This window comes from Janibacter sp. RAF52 (assembly GCF_052114035.1).
Lineage (GTDB): Bacteria > Actinomycetota > Actinomycetes > Actinomycetales > Dermatophilaceae > Janibacter > Janibacter hoylei.
In genome coordinates, this window is record NZ_JBFRDY010000001.1 from 434,898 (window position 1) to 453,851 (window position 18,954).

Sequence of the window (18,954 nt, forward strand, 5' to 3'; positions counted from 1 at the left end):
GGGTCAGCGGCCGCGCAGGGCGCTGCGGTTCATCCGGGCGCGCGACGGGTCGACCCCGGCGGGGACACCCTGACGGATCCCGGGGAGGGACTTCAGCCGCTTGTTGACGACCGACATCTCCTCCTTCGACAGCTCCGGGCGCAGCTTGGTGAGGGTCATGCGGATCTTGCGGGGGGCCAGCTCGCCCTCGCCGCTGCCGACGATGAAGGTGTGGACCGGGACGCCGGGGGCGACGCGGGCGACCTTCTTGGTCTCCTTGGCGAAGAGCTTGTCGACGCGGTGCTTGGGGCCCTCGCCGAGCAGGACGATGCCCGGGCGGCCGAGGGCGCGGAAGACGACGGCGGCCGTGGCGATCTCGCTCGGCTTGGTGGCGTCGGCGGCGACCGGCTCCTGGTCGTAGTACCAGCCGCGGCGCAGCGCGGACAGGCCGCCGATCGAGGCACCGCGCTGGCCCTCCATCTGGGCGAAGGCGGCCCGCTCACCCCGTCGCGACAGCACGATCATCGCGGCGAGCGCGGCGAAGGGGAGCGCGACGAGCAGCGAGGCGATGACGTGCCCGAAGATCAGGCCGATGAGCGCACCGACCGCCAGCACGACGACGAAGCCGAGCAGCATCCACAGGCCGACCTGCGGGTCGAGCTGCTTGACCGTCCGGTAGACGGAGGCGATGCGCTTGAAGGGGTTCTCGCGCTTCGGCTTGGAGGGGGTGTCGCTCTTGCTGGCCATGGGGGGAGAGTCTAGTTCCTCGCGAAGGGGGTGGCGTCAGCCGTCGGTGCCGGTGGCCGGCTGGTCGAGGATCGCCTGGGCTCGGCTCTTGGCGACGAGCGTCGCCGCCTCCTGGCGGGCCGGCTCGTCGATGGCCGCCTCGAGGTGCGACAGGTGCTCCGGGACCGCGCGGCCCCACTTGCGCATCGCCGTCGCGTAGAGGCGACCGGCCCGGTAGCTCGAGCGCACGAGCGGCCCGGCCATGACGCCCTTGAAGCCGATCGCCTCGGCGAGCTCGCTCCAGTGGACGAACTCCTCGGGCTTGACCCACCGGTCGATCGGGTGGTGCAGCTTGGAGGGGCGCAGGTACTGGGTGATCGTGAGGATGTCGCAGCCCGCCTCGTTCAGGTCGCGGATCGCCTCCTCGATCTCGTGGTCCTCCTCGCCCATCCCGAGGATGAGGTTGGACTTGGTGACCAGCTCGGCCTCGCGGGCCATGGAGAGCACCTTGAGGGACTTCTCGTAGGTGAAGGCCGGGCGGATCTTGCGGAAGATGCGCGGCACGGTCTCGAGGTTGTGGGCGAAGACCTCGGGGCGGGCATCAAAAACACGGTTGACCTGGTCCGGTCGTGCCCCGAAGTCGGGCGGGAGGATCTCGACACCGGTCGTGGGGTTGAGCTCGTGGATCGCGCGGATCGTCTCCGCGTAGAGCGCGGCGGCACCGTCGGGCTGGTCGTCGCGGGCGACGCCGGTGACGGTGGAGTAGCGCAGGCCCATCTCGCGGACGGACTCGGCGACGCGGCGCGGCTCGTCCATGTCGAGCGAGGTGGGGCGGCCGGTCGCGATGTCGCAGAAGTCGCAGCGCCGGGTGCACACGTCACCGCCGATGAGGAAGGTCGCCTCGCGGTCCTCCCAGCACTCGAAGATGTTGGGGCAGCCCGCCTCCTGGCAGACCGTGTGCAGGCCCGCGCCACTGACGCGGCCACGCATCTGGTTGTACTCGGGGCCCATCTTGGCGGTGGTCCGGATCCACTCCGGCTTGCGCTCGATGGGGGTCTCGGCGTTGCGCGCCTCGACGCGCAGCAGACGACGTCCTTCGGGTGCGACGGTCACGCAACTCTCCTGGCAGTGTCGGTGGTCCGGAGGGTGTCCGGAGTCACTCCAGACTACGCCTCGGCGGGGACGGCTCCTGCAGCCCCCTTCGTCAGCGGCAGGTCCTCCGTCATGACCTCGAGCAGGTGTGCCTTGGCCGAAGGGAGGATGTCGGCGACGGTGATGTCACGACCGGTCTCGAGGGCGAGTGTCGAGACGTCGGCATCGGGGATCCCGCACGGGACGATCGTCTGCGTCCACGACAGGTCGCAGTCGACGTTGAGGCTGAAGCCGTGCATCGCCACGTCGCGGGAGACGCGGATGCCGATCTGGCCGAGCTTGCGGTCGCGGGTCCCGGCGGTGCCGGGGACCCAGATGCCCGAGCGGCCCGGGACGCGGGTGGCGGTGACGCCGACGTCGGCGGCCACGCGGATCATCATCTCCTCGAGCCGGCGCACGTGCGCGATGACGTCGCGGCGACCCGGGAGGTGCGCTATGGGGTAGCCGACGAGCTGGCCGGGGCCGTGCCAGGTGATCTTGCCGCCCCGGTCGACGTCGATGACGGGGGTGCCGTCCATGGGTCGCTCGTGGGTCTCGGTGCGCTTGCCGGCGGTGTAGACGGCGGTGTGCTCGAGCAGCAGGGTCGTGTCCTCGAGCTCACCGGCGACGACCGCGGCGTGCACCTGCTTCTGGTGCTCCCAGGCGGTCAGGTAGTCGACGGTGTCGGGGGCGAAGCCCAGCTCCTCGAAACGCATCCGGCCAGCCTACGCCGCGCCCCCTGTGGAGAACTCCGCGGACGGATCGACGATCTGCGCCATGGTGACGGCATGGACGAGATCCCGCCGCAGGTGCCCGGCTACCGGCTGACCCGGGTGATCGGGGTCGGCTCGAGCGCCACCGTGTGGCGAGGGCGTCGGGTCGACGACGACGAGCTCGTCGCGGTCAAGGTGCTGGCTGCGGGCAGCGAGGACGAGGTGGTGCGGGAGTACGCGCTGCTGCAGCAGACCGCCGCCGAGCACGTGGTCGCCCTGCACGAGACCGTCGACGTCGAGACCGAGCACGGCCCGAGCACCGCCCTCGTCCTCGAGTACCTCGCCGGCGGCAGCCTCGGTCGGGTCGTCGCCGAGCGCGGTCACCTCACCGTCGGCGAGACGGTCACGGTCATCGCGCCGGTCGCGCAGGCCCTCGCCGGCCTGCACGACCTCGGTGTCGTCCACGGGGACCTCAGCCCGGGCAACGTGCTGCTCGACTCGACGGGTCGCCCGGCCATCGGTGACCTCGGCTGCTCCCGGCTCACCGGCGAGGCGCCCGGTGACGTGCACGGCACCGACGGTCACGTCGCCCCGGAGGTGCTCGAAGGGAGCGACCCCACCCGGGCGAGCGATGTCCACGCCCTCGGGGCGCTCGCCTGGCTGTGCCTCGTCGGGGAGCCGCCGGGGCACATCGCCGAGCGGGCCGAGCTGGGTGACCTCGTGCCGGACGCCCCGGAGCTCGTCGCGGTCGTGGAGTCGTGCCTGTCGACCGACCCTGATGCGCGGCCCGAGGCCGACGAGGTGGCCCGTGGCGTCTTCGACGCCGCGCCTGCCGAGCCGTTGCGGATGACGTCGACGGGCGACGTGGCGAGCAGCCTGACCCGTCGGCTGCGCGAGTCGGCGGCCGACGACGAGGTGCACGTACCGCAGTGGCAGGAGGAGCTCGTCGCCGCGCCGGAGGCACCACCGAGCCGCCGGTGGTGGCAGCGACGGGAGCGGGAGGGTCAGGAGGACGAGCGACCCCGGTCCACGGGAGGGCGCCACGCCGCGCCCCGTCGTCGGCGGGACGAGCCGATCGACCTCACCCGGGACGTGGAGCCCACGACCGAAGGGAGTGAACCCCGGGCCATCGCCCGGCTTGCCGCGGGTGCGGGCGCCGGCTCGCGCCGCCCGGCCGTCGTCGTGGCCTGCGGGTTGGCGCTCGCCCTCGTCGTGCTCGTGCCGTGGCGTCAGCTCGCCACTGCCGAAGGGGGGAGCGGGCCGGGCCACCCGGCTAACGCCGTGAGCACCCGGTCGCAGCCGTCGGAGACTCCCGGTGGGCCCCGCGCGGGTGTGCAGACCGACCGGGCGGCGACCCGCGAGTCGCCGGTGCTGCTCGCGCAGGAGCTGACCTCGCTGCGCCGGCAGGTGGTCGTCGAGCGTGACCGGGCTGCCGTCGAGCGGCTCGACGTGCCGGGCTCGCCTGCTCGGGAGGCGGACCTCGCCCTGCTGGACGAGCTGCAGCGGACGGGCGAGCGCTACCGCGGGGTGACGATGACGGTGCGATCGGCTCGGCTGCAGCGCACCTCGGGGGTCAGGGCCGTCCTGCGGGTTGTCGTCGACGAGTCCGCCTATGAGGTGGTCTCGGCCGAGGGGGAGCGCACGCCCCGCCCGGGGCGGCGTGGGCAGCGGGTCGACCTCGTGCTCGCCTGGCACGACGACGCGTGGCGGGTGCGAGATGTCCGGGCTGTGGCGGACTGAGGGGTCCGCGGCACCCAGCGGCGGTCAGAGCAGGTGGTCGAGGGCGTCGTCGAGGTGCGGGTGGGCGAAGTCGTGGCCGACCTCGAGGAGCCGCTGGGGAAGCACCCGGGCGGAGGCGAGGACCTCGTCGGCGAACTCGCCGAGCGCCACGCGCAGGGCAGGGCGGGGCGCGGGGAGGACGGCGGGGCGGTGGAGGTGGCGACCCAGCGCGCTCGCCAGATCGCGCTGGCGCTCTGGGTGCGGCGCGGTGGCATTGACCGCTCCGGTGACCGACGCGTCCTCGACCAGCCTCGTGTAGACGCCGACGACGTCGTCGAGGCTGATCCACGGCATCCACTGGCGCCCACTCGCGAGGGGGCCACCGAGACCGAGTCGGGCGAGCCGCAGCATCGGGCTGAGGGCGCCGCCGTGTGCTGCCAGGACGATGCCGGTGCGCGCGTGGGCCACCGGGACGCCCGCCTGCACTGCCGGTGCGGCCGCAGCCTCCCAGTCGCGGACGACACCGGCGAGGTAGCCGCGGCCCGGGGCGGAGGTCTCCGTGAGGACCTCGTCGCCACGGTCGCCGTAGTACCCGACCGCAGAGGCCGTCACGAGCCGGGTCGGTCCGGCACCCTCGGCGACGCGGCGGGCCACGAGGTCCGTGCCGTGGACCCGTGAGGTGCGGATGAGCATCTTGTAGGTCGGGGTCCAGCGCCGATCACCCACGCCCGCACCCGCCAGGTGCACGACGGTGTCGACGTCCGAGAGGACCCCGGGGTCGAGCTCGCGGGTGGCCGGGTCCCACGGACGCTCGTGGTCTCCCTTCGGCTCGTGACGCACGAGCTGCACGACCTCGTGACCGTGCGCGCGCAGGGACGACGACAGCGCGCCGCCGATCAGTCCGGAGGCTCCGGTGATGGCGATGCGCTGTCGTCGTGTGCTCATGTCAGGCCTCGAAGCGACCTTCCTCGAGACGGGCCTTGACCGTCCCGAGGAAGCGGGCCGCGTCGGCGCCGTCGACCACGCGGTGGTCGTAGGTGAGCGCGAGGTACATCATCGACCGGATCGCCAGCGTCTCGCCGCCGTCGTCTGTCGTGATGACGACCGGGCGACGCACGATGGCGCCGGTGCCGAGCATCGCGACCTGCGGCTGGTTGAGGATCGGGGTGTCGAAGAGTGCACCCCGGCTGCCGGTGTTGGTGATGGTGAAGGTCCCACCCGACAGGTCGTCCGGCGTGATCTTGTTGTTGCGCGTGCGGTCGGCGACGTCCGCGATGGCCCGGGCGAGGCCGGCGACGTTGAGGTCACCGGCGTTCTTCACGACCGGCGTGAGCAGGCCGCGCTCGGTGTCGACCGCGATCGAGAGGTTCTCCTGACTGTGGTAGACGATCTCGTCGCCCTCGACGCTGGCGTTGACGCCCGGGTGCGCCTTCAGGGCCTCGGCCGTGGCCTGGGCGATGAAGGGCAGGAAGGAGAGCTTCGTGCCCTCGCGCTGGGCGAACTCGGCCTTCGCGGCGTCGCGCACGCGAGCCACCTTGGTCATGTCGACCTCGACGACCGTCGTCAGCTGGGCGGAGACCCGCAGCGACTCGACCATCCGCTCGGCGATGACCTTGCGCAGGCGGGTCATCTTCTCGCGGGTGCCGCGCTTGGACTGCGGGACGTTGGACTCCAGACCGGCCGGGACGCCCGCGGGGGCCGCAGCAGCGGGGGCGCCAGCCGGAGCGGCGGCCGGAGCAGCAGCCTCCTGCGGCTGGTTCTTCGCCTTGGCCGCCTCGAGGACGTCCTGCTTGCGGATGCGGCCACCGATGCCGGTGCCCGTCACCTGGGCGAGGTCGATGCCGTTGTCGGCAGCGAGCTTGCGCACGAGCGGGGTGACGTAGGCGGCGGCGTCACCACCGGAGGCGGCGGGCGCGTCCTGCTTCGGCTCGGCCTTGGGCTCCTCGGCCTTCGGCTCCTCCTTGGGGGCTTCCTGCTTCGGCTCCTCCTTGGGGGCTTCCTGCTTCGGCTCCTCCTTGGGCTCCTCGGCCTTCGGCTCCTCCGTGGGCGCCTCCTGCTTCGGCTCTTCGGCCGGGGCGGACTCGGTCGAGCCGCCACCGGAGCCACCGACGATCGCGAGGTCGGCGCCGACCTCGACCGTCTCGTCCTCCTGGACGAGGATCTTGGTCAGGGTGCCCGCGACGGGGGAAGGGATCTCGGTGTCGACCTTGTCGGTCGAGACCTCGAGCAGCGGCTCGTCGACCTCGACGGTGTCGCCCTCGGCCTTGAGCCACCGCGAGACGGTGCCCTCGGTCACGGACTCGCCGAGAGCCGGCATCGCCACGGTCGTGCCGTCGCCGTCACCGGAGGAGGACTCGGCGGCCGGGGCCTCCTCGGCCTGCGGCTCCTCGGCGGGAGCCTCCTCGGCCTCGGCGGCGGGCTCGTCGGCCTGCGGCTCCTCGGCGGGGGTCTCCTCCGCAGGAGCCTCCTGCGCGTCGTCGCCGGAGTCGGAGGAGGCCGGTGCGTCACCGTCACCGATGACGGCGAGGTCGGCGCCGACCTCGACGGTCTCGTCCTCCTCGACGAGGATCTCCTGGATCGTGCCCGCGACGGGCGAAGGGATCTCAGTGTCGACCTTGTCGGTCGAGACCTCGAGCAGCGGCTCGTCGACCTCGACCGTGTCGCCAACATTCTTGAGCCATCGCGTCACGGTGCCCTCGGTCACGGACTCGCCCAGTGCCGGCATGGTCACCCGCTCAGACATGCGCCTCTGCTCCTTCTATCGAGATGGGATACGTCACAGACTCTCACGAGTCGGTGGGCTGGTGTCCACAGGGCCCACGCTCGCGCGTGGCACGGATCGGCGTCCGGCCGGGCCCGTCGGCCGAGCGGTCTCAGGCATGGGCGTGCAGCGGTCGGCCGGCGGCCAGCATGGCGGCCTCGCCGAAGGCCTCACCCTGGCTCGGGTGCGCGTGCACGAGCGGGGCGATGTCCTCGGGGTGCGCCTCCCACCCGACGGCCAGCTGGGCCTCGCTGATGAGCTCGCTCACGCCGAGACCGATCATGTGCACGCCGAGGACCGGGCCGTCCTTCTCGCGCACGAGGGTCACGGATCCGGTCGTCCCGCGGATGATGCTGCGGCCGTTGCCGCCCAAGGGATAGGTGGCCGTCTCGACGTCGCGGCCGGCCCCCTTCGCGGCGTCCGCCGACAGGCCCACGGAGGCGATCTCCGGGTCGCAGTAGGTGACCTTGGGGATCGTCACGTCGTCGACCGGTGCGGGGTCGAGCCCGGCGAGGTCCTCGGCGACGAAGATGCCGTGCGCAAATCCGCGGTGGGCCAGCTGCAGGCCGGGGACGAGGTCGCCGACGGCGCGCACGCCCTCGACATTGGTCCGCAGCCGCTCGTCCGTCGGGACGAAGCCGCGCTCGACGGCGACTCCGGCCTCCACGAGGCCGATGCCCTCGCTGCGGGGTCCGCGGCCGACGGCCACGAGCACGAGGTCGACCTCAAGTGCGTCGCCGCCCTCCAGGTGCACGACCGCGCGGTGCTCGTCGGCCTCGACGGATGCGACCCGGGTGGACGTCTTCGCGGTGATGCCGCGCTTCTTGAACTCGCGCGTCAGGTGCTTGGAGATCGACGGCTCCTCGGCCGCGACGATCCGGTCGAGGGCCTCGACGACCGTCACCTCGGCGCCGAAGCTGCTCAGCATGGACGCGAACTCCACGCCGATGACGCCACCGCCGAGGACCGCGACCCGCTGCGGGATCGTCTTGAGGTCCATCGCCTGGTCGCTCGTCATCACGCGCGGCCCGAGCTCGACGCCCGGGATGGTGCGTGCGTACGAACCGGTCGCCAGCACAACGGTCTTCGCGCTGACCGTCCGGACGCCCTCGGCGGTGTCGACCGAGACCGTGCCGGCGTCGACGAGGCGACCGCGTCCACGGACGACCTCGATGCCGGCCTGCCCGATGAGCCCCGTCAGGCCCTTGTGCAGCTGCCCGATGACCTTGTCCTTGCGGGCGTGCAGCGCTGCGGTGTCGACCCCGTCGAAGGTCGTGAGGATCCCGTGGGCCGCCCCCGCGCGGGCTCCGTCGGCGAGCTCCGCCGCGTGGAGGAGCGCCTTGGTCGGGATGCACCCGCGGTGCAGGCAGGTCCCGCCGATCTTGTCCTCCTCGACGAGCGCGACCTTCATCCCGAGCTGCGCGGCCCGCAGGGCGCAGGCGTAGCCGCCGCTGCCGGCTCCGAGGATGACGAGTTCGAAGGGGGTCGCGGGGTCTGCCACGAGATGCTCCTTTGCACGGGGGTGTGTCCGGGGTCACGGACCGGCCCCAGCGTAGGGCCTGAGCGCGCGAGCGTCGTTCGCTGGGCAGGGCTGCGGCCCGCGGGGCAGGGCTGGGGGTGGCCCTAAGGAAAAGTCCCGACCCCTGATGCAGGCACGGCACCGTGCGTGCCCAGAGTCGGGACTTTTCCATGAGTCGGGCCGACCCCCACCCTGCCGCCGCTGACGCTGCCGTGACCGCGCACTCGAAGAAGAAGCGCCCAGTCGACCGGGTGCTTCTTCTTCGAACCGTTCTCGGGAAGCGGGTCAGGCCAGGTTGGCGAGGTGCTCGAGGAGGGTGCCGACGGCGACGCCGGTGCCCCCCTTCGGCAGGTGGCCGGTGGCGCCGCCCTCGTTGAAGGAGGGGCCGGCGATGTCGAGGTGGGCCCAGGGGATCTGCTGGCCGTCGGAGTCCTTGGCGAACTCCTGCAGGAAGAGGCCCGCGGTCAGGGCGCCGCCCCAGCGGTCGCCCTTGTGGGCGAGGTCCGCGACGGCGGAGTCGAGGCCTGAGCGCAGGTCGGTCGGCAGCGGCAGCGGCCAGCTCGGCTCGTCGGCGCGGTCGGCGGCCTCGGTGACCGCGGTGCGCAGCTCCTCGTCGTTGCCCATGACGCCGAAGATCTGCGGGCCGAGGGCCACGACGCACGCGCCGGTGAGGGTCGCGACGTCGAGGATCTGGTCCGGGTACGACTCGGCGGCCAGGGCCATGCCGTCGGCGAGGACCATGCGGCCCTCGGCGTCGGTGTCGATGATCTCGACGGTCGACCCGTTGCGCATCGTGACGACGTCACCGGGGCGCTGCGCGTTGCCGCCCGGCATGTTTTCCGCGAGGCAGAGGTAGCCGGTCACGGCGACGTCCAGCTCGAGCTCGGCGGCGGCGACGACGGTCGCGGCCACGGCGGCGGCGCCGGCCATGTCGGACTTCATCGTCAGCATGCCCGCGGAGGGCTTGATGCACACGCCACCGGTGTCGAAGGTGATGCCCTTGCCGACGAGCGCCACGTGGGGGACCTTCTTGCTGCGGGGCGCGTAGGAGAGGACGACGATGCGCGGCGGGCGGCTGCTGCCCTGGCCGACGCCGACGATGCCGCCGAAGCCACCCTCGAGGAGGGCCGTGTCGTCGAGCACCTCGACCTTGAGCTTGCCCGACGAGGCCTTGGCCGTCTGCTGGACCTGCTCGGCGAAGGACTGCGGGAAGAGCAGGTTGGGCGCGGTGTTGACGAGGTCACGGGCCCAGGCGACGTTGCGCGAGATCGTCGCGGCGGTCTCGAGCACTGAGGCCGGGTCCTCCTTGCTGTCGAGCGTCGAGAAGACGGTGATCTCGCGGTCCTCGCCCTCGCCGGGGGCGGACTTGTGCGCGGTGAAGCGGTAGTCCCCGGAGAGCGCGCCCTCCGCGATGGCCGCCAGGTCGGCGTCGTCCTCGTGGGGGAGGGCGAGCGCGACCGACCCCTTGCCCGCGGCGCGCACCGCGGCACCGGCGGCCCGACGCAGCGCGTCGGTACCCCCTTCGCGCTCCTCGCCCAGCCCGACGAGCACGACCTTGTCGGCCTTGAGGCCCGGCACGGCGGGAAGGGTGGTCGTCGCCCCGACCTTGGTGCCGACCTCGAGGACCGGCAGGGCCGCGTCGAGGTGGGTCACGGTGGACTTCGGGAGGTCGACGCCGGCGGCGAGGGCCGGCTCGGCGCCGGTGACTCCGACGACGAGGGTCCGGCCGGACCACGCGGCGAGCGAACGGGAACCGAGGATCAGCGAGGGCACGAGACGGGCACCTTTCGGTGGGGGAAGTGGTGGGTGTACCACTGGGAGGCTATCCCGGATGGCGAGACGGTAGCGTCTGGCGCATGACCGACAGTGACGTCCTGCGCACCTCCCCGATCCACGAGCGCCACGTGGCCCTCGCCGCGAAGATGGCCGACTTCGGCGGCTGGGAGATGCCCATCGAGTACCCGGGCGGCGGAGTCGTCGCCGAGCACACCGCAGTCCGCGAGCGCGTGGGCCTCTTCGACGTGAGCCACCTCGGCAAGGCGCGGGTCGCCGGCCCCGGCGCCGCCGAGCTGGTCAACGCCACGCTCACCAACGACCTCGGTCGGATCTCGGCCGGCAAGGCTCAGTACACGTTGTGCTGCAACGACTCCGGTGGCGTCGTCGACGACCTCATCGCCTACCTGCGCAGCGAGGACGACGTCTTCCTCATCCCCAACGCCGCCAACACCGCGACCGTCGTCCGGATGCTGCAGGAGGCCGCGCCCGAGGGCGTCGAGGTCACCGACCTGCACGAGGACTACGTCGTGCTCGCCGTGCAGGGCCCCCGCAGCGACGAGGTCCTCACCGCCATGGGCCTGCCCGTCGACCACGACTACATGTCCTTCGACGAGGCGCAGTGGGAGGGGCACGACATCACGGTGTGCCGCACCGGCTACACCGGCGAGCGCGGCTACGAGCTCGTCGCGCCGGCCGCCGCCGGCACCCGGCTGTGGGACGCGATCGTCGAGGCGATGGCCCCGTACGACGGCCTGCCGTGCGGTCTGGGTGCCCGCGACACCCTGCGCACCGAGATGGGCTACCCGCTCCACGGCAACGACCTCTCGCCCGAGATCACCCCCGTCATGGCGCGCTCCGCGTGGGCGGTCGGCTGGGACAAGGAGACCTTCTGGGGCAAGGACGCGCTCGTCGCCCAGCGCGTCGCGAAGTCCTCGCGGCTGCTGCGCGGCCTGCTCGTCACCGGCCGCGGGATCCCGCGCAGCCACTGCGCCGTCAAGGTCGAGGGGGCCGAGGTCGGGGAGGTCACCTCGGGCACCTTCAGCCCCACGCTCAAGCAGGGCATCGCGCTCGCGCTGCTCGATCGCTCGGTCGCCGAGGGCGACGAGGTCGTCATCGACGTGCGCGCACGCGAGGTCGCGGCGACGGTGACCAAGCCGCCCTTCGTCGAGGTGCAGGTGAGGGACGCGTGAGCGAGTCGTACCGCTGGCGGCTCGAGGACGCGGCGGGGCAGCCGCTGCCGAGCGGCCACTCCGTCTCCTTCCCGACGCAGGCCGACGCCGAGGCGTGGTTCGCGGAGTCCTGGGAGGACCTCGCGGGCGCCGGCGTCGTCCAGGTGACGCTCATGCACGAGGGTGCCGAGGTCTACGGCCCGATGCCGTTGTCTGCGGGCTGACCGCGTCAGCACCCAAAGGCACGAGCACGAAGGGGGCCTGCCACCGGCTGGTGGCAGGCCCCCTTCGTGCGTCCGGGGTCAGCGTGGGGCGTCGCCGCGCTCGACCATCGGCTTGGGCATGCGGGTGCGGCGGATCTGGAAGCAGCGCATGACGGTGTACATCGCCAGGCCACGCGTCGGGGTGTCCTCGCCGAAGCGGACGAGGATCTTCTTGCGGGTGCGGCGCCACAGGAGCACCGCGTCGACGATCGCGGCGATGATCAGCAGGTAGACACCGAGGAAGACGTAGGTGGCCCACTCGGCGGCGAAGAGGCTGAGGGCCAGCACGGCGAGCATGAGCGGCAGCAGCCACTCACCGAGGTTGAAGCGCGCGTCGACGCTGTCACGGACGAAGCGGCGCACCGGCCCCTTGTCCCGGGGCGGCAGGTGGCGCTCGTCGCCGGTCATCATCGCCTCGCGCATCTTCTGCGCGTTCTCCCGCCGGGCGGCGCGGTCGGCGGCCTTCGCGCTCTTGCGGTCGGCCTGCACGAGGGGTCGCTTGCGGGCCGCCTCCTGGTCGCGCCGCTTGGGCGTCGGGCGGTTCTTCGCACCCTCGCGCTGCGGGCGCTCCTGCACCGGGGAGGGGGTCTCGTCCTGCTGCTTCTTCCGTCCGAACACGAGGAGAACTCTAGGTGCACGCCGCCGGTGGGTCCGAGCGGGTCGTCCGCGATAGCGTCTGGCCCGTGACCGACACCACTCTCACCGCAGACCAGATCGACGCCCTGCGCGCCCGTGTGCGCGAGCTCATGCCGCAGGTGCGCGCCGATCTCGAGGACCTCACCCGGATCCCGAGCGTCAGCCTCGACTCCTTCGACCAGGCCCACGTCCAGGCCTCCGCCGAGCGCACGGCCGAGCTGCTGCGCGCGGAGGGCCTCGACGTCGAGATCGTCAGCGAAGGGGGCCGCCCCGCCGTCATCGGCCACGTCGACGGCCCCGCGGGCGCGCCGACCGTCCTGCTCTACGCCCACCATGACGTGCAGCCGCCCGGCGACCTCGCCGACTGGGACTCCGACCCCTTCGAGCCGGTCGAGCGCGGCGGCCGCCTCTACGGTCGTGGCGCCGCCGACGACAAGGCTGGCGTCATGGCGCACCTCGCCGCGCTGCGGGCTCACGCGGGCAACCTGCCCGTCGGCGTGACGATCTTCGTCGAGGGTGAGGAGGAGATCGCCAGCGAGTCGCTGCCGCGCATCCTCGAGCGCCACGGCGACAAGCTGACCTCCGACGCGATCGTCCTCGCCGACTCGCTCAACTGGGCCATCGGGACGCCCGCGCTCACGACGACCCTGCGCGGCTCCCTCCGTGCGGTCGTCACCGTCCGCACGCTCGACCACGGCGTGCACTCGGGCATGTTCGGCGGGGCCTGTCCCGACGCGATCACCGCGCTGTGCCGGCTCATGGCGACCCTCCACGACGACCAGGGCGATGTCGCGATCGAGGGGCTCGTCCACACCGACGCCCCCGAGATCGACTACGACGAGGCGCGCCTGCGCGAGGAGTCCGGGCTGCTCGACGCCACGGAGCTCATCGGCACCGGCTCGATCCCCTCGCGGCTGTGGACCAAGCCGGCCGCCGTCGTCATCGGCATCGACGCCCCCGCCGTCGACGAGGCCGGCAACGTCCTCGCCGCGAGCGCGCGGGCCAAGATCAACCTGCGGCTCAACCCGACGCAGGACCCGGCGCAGGCGTGGGAGGCGCTGCAGCGGCACCTGCAGGACTACGCGCCGTGGGGTGCGACCGTCGAGGTCGAGCTCGACGAGCAGGGCTGGGGCTTCGCCGCCGACGCGCAGGGGCCGGTCTACGACCAGGCCCGCGCGGCCTTCGCCGACGCCTGGGGCACCGACCCGGTCGACGTCGGCATCGGCGGCTCGATCCCCTTCGTCCAGGCCTTCGCCGAGAAGTTCCCGGACGCAGCGATCCTCGTCACCGGGGTCGAGGACCCCGACACCCGGGCGCACGGGGCCAACGAGTCGCTGCACCTGGGTGAGTTCGAGCGGGTGTGCACCGCCGAGGCGCTGCTGCTCGCGCGGCTCGGTGCCATGCCCAAGGGCTGACGAGGAGCCGACGTGCCGCAGAGCGCCGAGGAGATCTTCGAGCTGGCGAGGGCGCGCACCGACGCGCCCTCGCTGGACTTCGTCGAGTGGCCCGCCTTCCCCTGGGCGGTCGAGGGTGGCCGCGTGGTCGCCAAGGAGCTGCTCCCACCAGTGGAGGCGGACCGCGTCCGTCACGGCGAAGGGGGGCGCGCGTGCTGGCGGTGCGAGCACCCCGATGAGGGGGTCGTCTGGAGCAATGAGCGGTGGGTGCTCTCGGCCGACCGTGAAGGGCGCGGCGGTCTGCTGTCGCTGTGGTTGCAGACCCGCGCGCACATGGACTTCGGCGACATGGACGAGGAGCTCGCGGGGGAGTGGGGTCGGCTGGTGCACCGCCTGCACAACGCGCTGCTCGCCCTGCCCAACGCGGGCCGGGTCCATCTCGGCAAGTGGGGCGACGGCAGCGCGCACCTGCACACCCTGGCCATGGTGCGGCCGGCCCGGTTGCCCCAGGTCATCGGCTCCTTCGCCGTCGAGTGGGACGACCTCCTGCCCGAGGTCCCCGAGGAGGTCTGGCAGCGTGAGGTCGACGAGGTCGTCGCGGTGATGGCGACACGTGAGGGGTAACCGCAGCACGCCGCCGGGCAGCATGGTGCCCATGCCACAGCTCACCGCAGTCCGGGGCGACATCACGACCCAGCAGGTCGACGCGATCGTCAACGCCGCCAACTCCGCCATGCGTGGTGGTGGGGGAGTCGACGGGGCGATCCACCGCGCGGGTGGCCCGGCCGTGCTCGAGGACTGCATCGCCCGCTTCCCCCGCGGCCTGGCCACGGGTGATGCGGGGTGGACGACGGCAGGGGACCTCCCTTCGCGCTGGGTGATCCACACGGTCGGGCCCAACCACGCTGCGGGACAACGCGATCGCTCGCTGCTCGTCTCGTGCTACCGCCGCTGCCTCGAGGTGGCCGACGAGCTGGGGGCGCGCTCGGTCGCCTTCCCGCTCGTCAGCGCCGGCATCTACGGCTGGCCCAAGGACGACGCGATCGCCGCAGCGGTGGAGACGATCCGGTCGGCACCGACGGCCGTCGAGGAGGCGCGCATCGTCGCCTTCGACGCGGCCACCTTCGCACAGGTGGAAAAAAGTTCAAGATTCAACTAAAGTGGTGGACATGGCACAGCGCAGCTACGTCGAGAAGGACTACACCCGCGACACCGCGTACATCGAGGACCGGATCACCTCGGACGGGTCGAGCGACTGGCCGGTCGAGCCGGGGCGCTACCGCCTGGTCGTCTCCCGGGCCTGTCCGTGGGCCAACCGGGCGATCATCGTCCGCCGCCTCCTCGGCCTCGAGGACGTCATCTCGATGGGCATCACCGGGCCCACGCACGACGCCGACAGCTGGACCTTCGACCTCGACCCCGGGCACCTCGACCCGGTCCTGCAGATCCCGCGGATCAAGGACGCCTACCTCGCGCGCTTCCCCGACTACCCGAAGGGGATCACTGTCCCGGCGATGGTCGATGTGCCGAGCGGCCAGGTCGTGACCAACAACTTCCCGCAGATCACCGAGGACTTCTCGACCCAGTGGCGCGAGCACCACCGCGAGGGGGCTCCCGACCTGTGGCCCGAGCACCTGCGCGAGGAGATGGCGGTCGTCAACAAGCGGGTCTACACCGAGGTCAACAACGGCGTCTACCGCTGCGGCTTCTCCGGCGACCAGGCCGCCTACGAGGCCGCCTACGACCGGCTGTGGACCGCGATGGACTGGCTCGAGGAGCGGCTGTCGACCCGTCGCTACCTCATGGGTGAGCACATCACCGAGGCCGACGTGCGCCTCTTCACGACCCTGGCGCGCTTCGACCCCGTCTACCACGGCCACTTCAAGGCCAATCGCTCCAAGCTGTCGGAGATGCCGGTCCTGTGGGCCTACGCGCGCGACCTCTTCACGACGCCCGGCTTCGGTGACACGACCGACTTCGTGCACATCAAGAGCCACTACTACGAGGTGCACCGCGACATCAACCCGACCGGCATCGTGCCTGCCGGGCCCGACCTGTCGAACTGGCTGGAGCCGCACGGTCGTGAGCAGCTGGGCGGGTCCCCCTTCGCCTCGGGTGCCACGCCTCCCGGCCCGCCGAGCGAAGGGGAGCGCGTCCCCGTCGCGCACAACCCCCTGCTCGACGAGACCGGGATGGTCCGCTCCGCCTGACCGCTGGAGACGCGGCGTTGGTCGGTGGTTCACCGCCCGGGCGGCTGGTGGACACCCCGGCTCGCGAGGGTGGGGCCATGATCGCCACCTCCCGCGCCCTGGTCGTCACAGCCGCCACCCTCGCCCTCGCCCTGCCTACCGGCACGGCGCTCGCCGCACCGGCACCCGTCGAGCTGGGCACGCCACTGCCGCAGGCCCACGCGCACAACGACTACGAGCACGAGCGCCCGCTGCTCGACGCGCTCGAGCAGGGCTTCACCTCGGTCGAGGCCGATGTCTGGCTCGTCGACGGCGAGCTGCGCGTCGCTCACGACTCGTGGGAGGTCGCCGACGCGCCGACGCTCGAGGAGGCCTACCTCGACCCGCTGACCGAGATCGCGTCGGCGAACGGCAAGGAGATCTACCCGGGCTACGGCGGCGACGTCCAGCTGCTCATCGACATCAAGAGCGAGGGACCGGCGACGTGGCGGGCCGTCGAGGCCGAGCTCGCCGAGCACTCGCGGATCTTCACCCGCGTCCACCGTGGCAAGGTCAAGGACCGCGCCGTCGAGGCCGTCATCAGCGGCAACCGCCCCCGGGCCGAGATGGAGGCGGCGACGACGCGCTACTCCTTCTACGACGGGCGCTCCACCGACCTCGACTCGGGCACAGACGCCGCCCTCATGCCGCTCGTCAGCGACAACTGGACGAAGCTGTTCACCTGGCAGGGCGTCGGCGAGATGCCCGCGGCCGAGCGCGAGCGGCTGCACGACTACGTCGCCGGGGCGCACCGCGACGGCTACCGGGTGCGCTTCTGGGCGACCAATGACATCGCCGGCGAGGCCCGCACCAACCTGTGGAGTGAGCTGCGCGACGCCGGCGTCGACCACATCAACACCGACGACCTCGAGGGCCTGCAGGAGTTCCTCGCGCAGGAGTGACGGCCGGCGCGGGCGAAGGGGAGGTCAGCCGCCCAGGCGCTCGCGTACCGTCGCGGCTCCGTCCCCGCCGATCCGGTCGAGGTAGGCCGGCCGGCCGCTCATGACCATGGCGAGCGTCTCGGAGGTGCCGCTGACCGTGGGGCCGGGGTCGCCCCCTTCGTCCGTGGGGTCGTGGACCCAGTCGGTGTCGGTGGCCTCCCACCGCAGGCCGTCGAGGAGCCCCGGCGTCGGGACGAAGGACTCGCGGCCGCGCGGGGAGACGATGATCCCCAGAGCCGCCTGCCAGTGCTCCAGGGGGACGGTGGCGTCCAGACCCTGCGGCTCGGCGAGGTCACGCAGGTGGATGCACGAGTCGGTGAAGGGGCCGGCCCAGCCGATGTACCAAGGCTTCGACCCGGTGCGGGCGGGGTGCCGCAGCTCGGCCGCGATCTGCGCGAGCGGACGGTCACCCAGCCGGGCCGCGTGCACGTCGCAGGCGCGGGCCATCGACCGGTGCCGGGCGGCCGTCAGCAGGAAGCGCCACGACGGCACGTGCACCGGCTGCAGCATGTGCCCGGCGAGGGTGCGCACGTTCCAGTCGTTGCACAGCGTGGCGTCGCGAGCGTGGCCCTCACCGAGTGAGTCGAGGACATCGGCGAAGAGCCGCCGGTTGTCGGCGGTCAGGGCGAGGAGCTGGGCGTCGTCCACCGGCCCAGCCTGTCAGGGGCACTCGACAAGAGAAACCCTCCCTTCGCAAGGGTTTGGAACTCCTGCGAAGAGAGGGTTTCTCGGGTGACCCGGAAATCGTGGGGCCGATGTGACGCCTGAGCCGCCTCAGTCCTTCGACGTCTCGCCGGGCAGCGCGAGCATCTGGTCGAGCGCGACCTTCGCCCAGTGGGCGACGTCGGCATCGACGCTGATCTGGTTGACCACGCGCCCCTCGACGAGCGACTCGAGGGCCCAGACGAGGTGGGGCAGGTCGATGCGGTTCATCGTCGAGCAGTAGCAGACGTTCTTTTCCAGGAAGCTGATCTCCTGGTCGGGGAACATCTGCCCGAGACGCTGCACGAGGTTGAGCTCCGTGCCGACGACCCACTTCGTGCCGGCCGGCGCCGCGGCGACGGTCTTGATGATGCTCTCGGTCGAGCCGACCTCGTCGGCGAGCTCGACGACCTCGTGGCGGCACTCGGGGTGGACGATGACCTTGACACCGGGGATCTCCCGCCGGGCGGTCTCGACGGCGTCGACGGTGAAGCGGCCGTGGACCGAGCAGTGCCCGCGCCACAGGATCATCCGGGCGTCGCGGATCTGCTCGACCGTCAGCCCGCCGCGGGGCTGGTGCGGGTCCCACACGACGCAGTCGTCGAGGTCGCGGCCGAGGTCGCGCGCCCAGGTGTTGCGGCCGAGGTGCTGGTCGGGCAGGAAGAGGACCTTGCCCTCGCCGTCGAGGCCACCGGTCTGCTCGAAGGCCCAGGTCAGCGCCGTCCGCGCATTGCTCGAGGTGCAGATCGTGCCGCCGTTGCGGCCGGTGAAGGCCTTGATCGCGGCGCTGGAGTTCATGTACGTCACAGGGACGGTCGTCTCGGCCAGGCCGAGCTCGACGAGCTCGTCCCAGCAGTCCTCGACCTGGTGCGTTGCAGCCATGTCGGCCATCGAGCAGCCGGCGGCGAGGTCGGGCAGGACGACGGTCTGCTCGTCGCTCGTGAGGATGTCCGCCGACTCGGCCATGAAGTGGACGCCGCAGAAGACGATGTACGGCGCGTCGGGTCGCGCGGCCGCCTCCTTGGCGAGCTTGAAGGAGTCGCCGGTCGTGTCCGCGAACTCGATGACCTCGTCGCGCTGGTAGTGGTGACCGAGGACGAAGACGCGGTCGCCGAGCGCCTCCTTGGCGGCGCGGGCGCGCGCGACGAGCCCCGGGTCGGAGGGCGCCGGCAGGTCGCCGGGACACTCGACACCGCGCTCGGAGTGCGGGTCGGTGCCCTGCCCGAGGACGAGCAGGGAGAGGGGCTTCGGCGAGGACTGCGTCGTGGCGCTCACGGCAGGCATGATCCCACAGCGG

Annotated in this window: 18 protein-coding genes; 8 read left to right on the forward strand and 10 right to left on the reverse strand. The window is 72.2% G+C overall.

The window, feature by feature from the left end; translation table 11 throughout:
• Positions 1-3: 3 nt before the first annotated feature.
• The 3 genes from AB4Y78_RS02050 to lipB are packed head-to-tail and all read right to left on the reverse strand — an operon-like array spanning position 4 to position 2,552.
• Positions 4-726, reverse strand: a complete 723-nt coding sequence (locus tag AB4Y78_RS02050) for a DUF4191 domain-containing protein (protein WP_128277148.1) — start codon at positions 724-726, stop codon at positions 4-6.
• Positions 727-762: 36 nt separating this feature from the next.
• Positions 763-1,818, reverse strand: coding sequence for a lipoyl synthase (gene lipA, locus AB4Y78_RS02055; RefSeq protein ID WP_441714364.1), 1,056 nt, complete (start codon positions 1,816-1,818; stop codon positions 763-765).
• A 53-nt stretch (positions 1,819-1,871) separates the two neighbouring features.
• Entirely contained in the window at positions 1,872-2,552 is a 681-nt protein-coding gene (lipB, locus tag AB4Y78_RS02060; RefSeq protein WP_441714366.1) for a lipoyl(octanoyl) transferase LipB, read from the reverse strand.
• Positions 2,553-2,624: 72 nt separating this feature from the next.
• Here lipB and AB4Y78_RS02065 point away from each other — a divergent pair, with 72 nt between their 5' ends.
• Entirely contained in the window at positions 2,625-4,289 is a 1,665-nt protein-coding gene (locus tag AB4Y78_RS02065) for a serine/threonine-protein kinase (RefSeq protein WP_007929089.1), read from the forward strand.
• A 24-nt stretch (positions 4,290-4,313) separates the two neighbouring features.
• On the opposite strand, the gene AB4Y78_RS02070 is transcribed toward AB4Y78_RS02065, so the two are convergent.
• From AB4Y78_RS02070 to AB4Y78_RS02085, 4 genes are all read right to left on the reverse strand, one after another.
• Positions 4,314-5,213: a TIGR01777 family oxidoreductase gene (locus tag AB4Y78_RS02070; RefSeq protein ID WP_441714368.1), complete on the reverse strand. Its 900-nt coding sequence runs from the start codon at positions 5,211-5,213 to the stop codon at positions 4,314-4,316.
• A 1-nt stretch (position 5,214) separates the two neighbouring features.
• Positions 5,215-7,011 (reverse strand): 2-oxoglutarate dehydrogenase, E2 component, dihydrolipoamide succinyltransferase, encoded by a 1,797-nt coding sequence (gene sucB / locus AB4Y78_RS02075; RefSeq protein ID WP_441714370.1) that lies wholly within the window; start codon positions 7,009-7,011, stop codon positions 5,215-5,217.
• A gap of 130 nt (positions 7,012-7,141) precedes the next feature.
• Positions 7,142-8,530, reverse strand: coding sequence for a dihydrolipoyl dehydrogenase (gene lpdA, locus AB4Y78_RS02080; RefSeq protein WP_441714372.1), 1,389 nt, complete (start codon positions 8,528-8,530; stop codon positions 7,142-7,144).
• Between the two features lie 303 nt (positions 8,531-8,833).
• On the reverse strand, positions 8,834-10,321 hold the full coding sequence (locus tag AB4Y78_RS02085) for a leucyl aminopeptidase (protein WP_441714373.1): 1,488 nt from the start codon (positions 10,319-10,321) through the stop codon (positions 8,834-8,836).
• Between the two features lie 83 nt (positions 10,322-10,404).
• Between AB4Y78_RS02085 and gcvT the strand changes: the two genes are divergently transcribed.
• Both gcvT and AB4Y78_RS02095 read left to right on the forward strand, forming a co-directional pair.
• Positions 10,405-11,514 carry a glycine cleavage system aminomethyltransferase GcvT gene (gcvT, locus tag AB4Y78_RS02090; protein ID WP_441714374.1) on the forward strand — a complete coding sequence of 370 codons (1,110 nt, stop codon included), beginning with the start codon at positions 10,405-10,407 and terminating at the stop codon, positions 11,512-11,514.
• Positions 11,511-11,717 carry a hypothetical protein gene (locus AB4Y78_RS02095; RefSeq protein WP_441714376.1) on the forward strand — a complete coding sequence of 69 codons (207 nt, stop codon included), beginning with the start codon at positions 11,511-11,513 and terminating at the stop codon, positions 11,715-11,717. The genes gcvT and AB4Y78_RS02095 overlap by 4 nt, the downstream gene beginning before the upstream one ends.
• A gap of 78 nt (positions 11,718-11,795) precedes the next feature.
• Here AB4Y78_RS02095 and AB4Y78_RS02100 read toward each other — a convergent pair whose 3' ends face one another.
• Positions 11,796-12,374: a DUF3043 domain-containing protein gene (locus AB4Y78_RS02100; protein WP_007929103.1), complete on the reverse strand. Its 579-nt coding sequence runs from the start codon at positions 12,372-12,374 to the stop codon at positions 11,796-11,798.
• Positions 12,375-12,439: 65 nt separating this feature from the next.
• On the opposite strand from AB4Y78_RS02100, the gene AB4Y78_RS02105 reads away from it, so the two are divergent.
• From AB4Y78_RS02105 to AB4Y78_RS02125, 5 genes are all read left to right on the forward strand, one after another.
• On the forward strand, positions 12,440-13,807 hold the full coding sequence (locus AB4Y78_RS02105) for a dipeptidase (RefSeq protein WP_441714378.1): 1,368 nt from the start codon (positions 12,440-12,442) through the stop codon (positions 13,805-13,807).
• A 12-nt stretch (positions 13,808-13,819) separates the two neighbouring features.
• Positions 13,820-14,410: a hypothetical protein gene (locus AB4Y78_RS02110; RefSeq protein ID WP_441714380.1), complete on the forward strand. Its 591-nt coding sequence runs from the start codon at positions 13,820-13,822 to the stop codon at positions 14,408-14,410.
• Between the two features lie 31 nt (positions 14,411-14,441).
• On the forward strand, positions 14,442-14,945 hold the full coding sequence (locus AB4Y78_RS02115) for an O-acetyl-ADP-ribose deacetylase (RefSeq protein WP_306513964.1): 504 nt from the start codon (positions 14,442-14,444) through the stop codon (positions 14,943-14,945).
• Positions 14,946-14,955: 10 nt separating this feature from the next.
• The gene (locus tag AB4Y78_RS02120; RefSeq protein WP_441714382.1) at positions 14,956-15,996 is read left to right on the forward strand and encodes a glutathione S-transferase family protein; all 1,041 of its coding nucleotides are present in this window, start codon (positions 14,956-14,958) and stop codon (positions 15,994-15,996) included.
• Between the two features lie 77 nt (positions 15,997-16,073).
• On the forward strand, positions 16,074-16,916 hold the full coding sequence (locus tag AB4Y78_RS02125; protein ID WP_441714384.1) for a phosphatidylinositol-specific phospholipase C/glycerophosphodiester phosphodiesterase family protein: 843 nt from the start codon (positions 16,074-16,076) through the stop codon (positions 16,914-16,916).
• A 24-nt stretch (positions 16,917-16,940) separates the two neighbouring features.
• Here the strand turns inward: AB4Y78_RS02125 and AB4Y78_RS02130 are convergent, their stop codons facing one another.
• Together AB4Y78_RS02130 and nadA are read right to left on the reverse strand one after the other, a co-directional pair.
• On the reverse strand, positions 16,941-17,603 hold the full coding sequence (locus AB4Y78_RS02130) for a hypothetical protein (RefSeq protein ID WP_007929117.1): 663 nt from the start codon (positions 17,601-17,603) through the stop codon (positions 16,941-16,943).
• A gap of 126 nt (positions 17,604-17,729) precedes the next feature.
• On the reverse strand, positions 17,730-18,941 hold the full coding sequence (nadA, locus tag AB4Y78_RS02135) for a quinolinate synthase NadA (protein WP_441736834.1): 1,212 nt from the start codon (positions 18,939-18,941) through the stop codon (positions 17,730-17,732).
• Between the last annotated feature and the right edge of the window lie 13 nt (positions 18,942-18,954).